General features: G+C 65.1%; 2 protein-coding genes. Both read left to right on the top strand.

All coding sequences use genetic code 11. From position 1 onward, the window contains the following. Window positions 1-1765 (top strand): glycoside hydrolase family 15 protein (locus AC1DT2_RS17175; RefSeq protein WP_477297674.1); only part of this gene is annotated, 1765 nt, incomplete at its 5' end. Further along, window positions 1762-3603: a glucose-6-phosphate dehydrogenase gene (zwf, locus tag AC1DT2_RS17170; RefSeq protein WP_477297672.1), complete on the top strand. Its 1842-nt coding sequence runs from the start codon at window positions 1762-1764 to the stop codon at window positions 3601-3603. The genes AC1DT2_RS17175 and zwf, both read left to right, overlap by 4 nt. Window positions 3604-3974 lie beyond the last annotated feature (371 nt).

The raw sequence follows: 3974 nt of genomic DNA, 5'->3' as shown, positions 1-3974 counted from the left end.
ACGTAACGGTTCCATTGATTGGCTGTGTGTACCGCGCTTTGATTCGGCCGCCTGTTTCGCCGCGCTCGTGGGCGATGAAAGCAACGGGCGGTGGCGCCTTGCGCCCGCCGATCCGGACGCGACGTGCCAGCGGCAATACATCGACGGCAGCCTCGTGCTTGAAACGGAATGGCGATGCGCCACCGGCCGCGCCCGCGTGATCGAGTTCATGCCCTTTGCCGGAGAACAGGTGGGCGTCACCCGGATCGTGGAGGGGATCGAAGGACGCGTGGACTTCGAAAGCGTCCTCACCATCCGCTTCGATTACGGCAGCGCCATGCCATGGGTGACCCGGATCGACGAGCAGACGATCACGGCGGTCGCAGGGCCTGATCTGCTGGTGGTTCGCAGCCCGATCGCCGTGGAGGGCGAGGGGATGAACAGCGTGGCGCGCTTCGCCGTAAGCGCAGGCGATTCGATACCGTTCGTCATGGCCTGGGGACCGTCGCACTTGCCGCCGCCGGTGGCACTCGACGCGCACAACGAGTTGAAGGACTCGCTCGCCTTCTGGGAAGACTGGTCCGGCCGCTGCAACGATTCCGGCGAGTGGAGCGATATCGTGCGTCGCTCGCTCATTGTCCTCAAGGGTCTCAGCTACCTGCCCACCGGCGGCATCGTGGCTGCTCCCACCACCTCATTGCCCGAACAGCTCGGCGGCGAGAGGAATTGGGATTACCGCTTCTGCTGGGCCCGCGATGCCACGTTCGTGCTGTCGGCCCTGGTCAACGCGGGCTATCACGACGAAGCCAGCGCCTGGCGCGAATGGGTGCGTCGTGCCGTCGCCGGATCGCCTGGCCAGTTGCAGGTTCTTTACGGCCTGGCAGGGGAGCGTCGTCTCGAGGAATACGAACTGCCGTGGCTCTCCGGTTACGAAGGCGCCAAGCCCGTTCGTGTCGGCAATGCGGCCTCGGCCCAGTTCCAGCTCGACATTTTTGGTGAACTCGTCGGCGCCTTCGCCCACGCGGTGCGCCATGGCGTGGCCTTGCAGCCCGATGCGGACGACGTGCAGTCGGTCTTCCTCGAACACCTGGAGAGCATCTGGCGACATCCTGACGAGGGCATCTGGGAGATCCGCGGTGAGCCCCGCCACTTCGTCCATTCCAAGGTGATGGCCTGGTTGGCCTTCCAGCGCGCGGCGGAACAGAACCGCGACGGTCGTGATCCGGGTTTCGTTCGTCGCTGGCGTGGGGTGGCCGAGGAGATCAAGGCCGACATTCTCGCCAAGGGCGTGGATCCCGTGCGCGGCTGCTTCACTCAGTCCTACGGCTCGACCGAACTCGACGCCAGCCTGCTCCTGGTGACCCTCACCGACTTCCTGCCGCCGGACGATCCGCGCATCGTGGCCACCGTGCGGGCTATCGAAGAAGATCTGCTTGTCGAAGGCTTTGTCCGCCGATACGACACGCGCAGTGGCGTGGACGGCTTGCCGCCGGGCGAAGGCGAGTTCCTGCCGTGCAGCTTCTGGCTGGTGGAAAACTATGTCCTGCTCGGTCGGATGGATGAGGCGAGGACGCTTTTCACCCGTCTCGTGGGACTCGCGAACGACCTCGGATTGCTCGCAGAGGAGTACGATCCACGGTCGAAACGACTACTGGGCAATTTCCCACAAGCCTTTTCCCACGTAGCGTTGGTTAATGCCGCTTTCAGTCTCGCGCACGGTTTCAGCGCGACTGCCGACAGCCACGCTTCCCCCAATACCACCGATCCCCAAGGAGTCCGTGCATGAGCCAAGCCCAATCGAAGCGCGTTACCGCGCGCGCTCACCCGGCCGACCCGTGTACCGTCGTGATTTTCGGCGCTGCCGGTGACCTCACCAGCCGCCTCGTGGTCCCCGCCCTGTACAACATGCGTCGTACCGGCCTGTTGTCCGACAACTTCTCCGTGATTGGTTTCAATCACGGCAAGATGGCCGACAACGCCTGGAAGAAGAGCCTGCATACCGCGCTCGAGCGTTACGTCAGCAACGCCGGCGCCAAGCTCGACGAGGACGCATGGGGCTGGCTGAGCAGCCAGATGAGCTATCACGCCGGCGACTTCGACGATCTCAGCGCATTCCAGAGCCTGGCCACCAAGCTCAAGGATGCCGAGCGCCGCCGCGGCACCAAGGGCAACGTGCTCTTTTACCTGGCGACCCCGGAGCGTTTCTTCGGCGACGTGATCGAGCAACTGAAGAACGCCGGCCTCGTCGACGACGGTGGCGCCGAGGGTCAGTTCTGGCGGCGCGTGATCATCGAGAAGCCGTTCGGCCACGACCTTGCCTCGGCCCACGCGTTGAACGAGCGCATCCTCAAAGTGCTGCGCGAAGACCAGATCTATCGCATCGACCACTTCCTCGGCAAGGAAACGGTGCAGAACATCATGGCCTTCCGTTTCGCGAACGGCCTGTTCGAGCCGATCTGGAACCGAGACCGTATCGACCACGTGCAGATCACCGTGGCCGAGACCGTCGGCGTCGAACGTCGCGGCTCGTTCTACGAGCAGACCGGCGCACTGCGCGACATGGTGCCGAACCATCTCTTCCAGCTGCTGGCTATGGTCGCCATGGAGCCGCCGACCTCGTTCGACGCCGAAGCCGTGCGCACGCGCAAAGCCGAGACGATCGAGGCGATCCGCCCCATCCAGCCCGAAGATGCCGTACGCGGCCAGTACGGTCCGGGCGCGGTGAACAATGAGCTGGCCACGTCGTATCGCGACGAGCCGAACGTCGCGCCGGATTCGGTGACCGAGACCTTCGTGGCGTTGAAGCTGTCGATCGACACCTGGCGTTGGTCGGGCGTGCCGTTCTACCTGCGCACCGGTAAGCACATGGGTCGCCGTACGACTGAAATCGCGATCCGCTTCAAGTCGGCGCCGTTCGCCCCGTTCCGTGGCACCGGCATGGACGCGTTCGGTCCGGACTGGCTGGTCCTGCAGATCCAGCCGGACGAAGGCATCTCGTTGCAGTTCGACGTGAAGCGTCCTGGCCCGCGGGTCGAACTCGCCCCGGTTCGCATGGATTTCAAGTACGCCGACTGGTTCCGCGCCGAGCCGAACGTGGGCTACGAAACGCTGCTTTACGATTGCATGACCGGTGACGCCACGCTGTTCCAGCGCGCCGACATGGTCGAGGCCTGCTGGCGCGCCGTGCAGCCGATCCTCGACGACTGGGCGCAGCGCACGCCGGCCGACTTCCCGAACTACGCCTCGGGCAGCGCGGGCCCGGCCTCGGCCGACACGCTGCTGGCACTGGGTGGTCGCTCGTGGCGGCCGCTGAACTCCGCCGCGGAGCTCAATGCCCGTCGTACGGCCAAGCCCAAGACGGACGCTTCGTCAGCCGCCGAGAAGAAGCCAGCGGCCCGCAAGACGGCCAAACGCGCGGTGGCCAAGAAGACCGTCCGCGTCGCTGCCACGAAGAAGGCCGCGCCGGCTCGCAAGGTCGCGGTGAAGAAGGCTTCTGCGAAAAAGGCTCCGGCAAAGAAAGCCCCGGCGAAGAAAGTCGCTGCGGCACGCAAGGCCGCACCGGTGAAGAAAGCGCCCGCCGCCGTGAAGAAGGCTGCCGTCGCAAAGCGCGCGCGCAAGAAGTAACAGCGTCGCGTTCGCTTAACGAAGGGCCCGGCATATGCCGGGCCCTTTTTTTGGTTCATCACGGAATTACGTGGACGTCGCGGCGCAGAGCCTTCGGTGCCCACCCTCGCTGCTCAGACACGTCCTCCGCGTTTCGTACCGGAAAGTCCGCTGCGCGGACCATGTTCTCATTGGCCTGCGGCCGCTCCACTTGTGCGGAACTCGCCTCGAGGGTGGGCACCGAAGACTCTTCCCATCCYTGAGGTTCGYGCGGGTCGAGCCGACGAAGCAACGCCGCTTCGGCCGCTGGCTCGTCGGCATCGCCATCGCCAAACGGTCGACCCCAGCGCGCCGGTAGCCGTCGTCCCCGCGAGACGCCCAAGTGTAGAGAG

The sequence above is a fragment of the Luteibacter sp. P4_E6 genome, from assembly GCF_056401535.1.
The sequence above is the reverse complement of the archived record's forward strand: the minus strand, read 5'-3'. Positions and strand labels throughout refer to the sequence as shown.